At 53.7% G+C, this 668-nt stretch carries 1 protein-coding gene; it reads right to left on the bottom strand.

The window, feature by feature from the left end:
• Positions 1-184 precede the first annotated feature (184 nt).
• On the bottom strand, positions 185-667 hold the full coding sequence (locus VZP09_RS07155; protein ID WP_043906941.1) for a hypothetical protein: 483 nt from the start codon (positions 665-667) through the stop codon (positions 185-187).
• Position 668 lies beyond the last annotated feature (1 nt).

Here is a 668-nt window from a genome sequence, read left to right as displayed (position 1 = left end):
AGCGGTACGCCAGCCATGCCGGCATACTTCCTGCCGCGCGATATCATGGCGTAAGCGTTGAGGATCTCCCCAGTGACTGCATCGATTTCAGGCTCTGGAATGGGCGGGAGATTTAGCTTCTCCCTGCGCCACTTTGCTTTCTCGCCCTGTTCGCCGGCGAAGTCCTTTAGCCACTTTTGGGCTTCTATGGCTTTTTTACGGTTTCCTGAGTCTGCTGCTCTTTACCCTGAGCAATGCTTGCGGCCTCGGCCAGTATCAGCCAGTACAGATCCGGATATTGTTTCAGCATGGCGACACCGAGTTCTGGGGTATAGTCGAGAGCAACCTCTGAACCATCCACCAACTGGCCCACCCCCTCCCAGCCTTTCAACAGGAACCGGGCGACGTTATCGATCAGCAGGTCATCAACGGAGTCGATATCGCCCACGCTGGCGAGATTGAATTCCTTGGTACCTACCTTATAACCTGCGTCCATCTTATCGATGTGGCGCCGCACCAGCGCGTTACGGGAGCGATATTGCGGATTCTCGCTGCTGGCCACCAGCAGGCGAAGTTTAAACAGCGATTCTTCTTCCGCCGAGAATTGCCTTTCGCTGTCTTCTGGCTTTTTGTAGGGGAAAAACCAGCGTTCACCATTTAAATCAATTTTGGGGGTAACAATCAGCATA

Source organism: Klebsiella sp. EMBS2024, from assembly GCF_036233805.1.
GTDB classification, from domain to species: Bacteria; Pseudomonadota; Gammaproteobacteria; order Enterobacterales; family Enterobacteriaceae; genus Klebsiella; species Klebsiella pneumoniae.
Note: the sequence above shows the minus strand (reverse complement) of the source record. Positions and strands in the feature narration are given on the sequence as shown.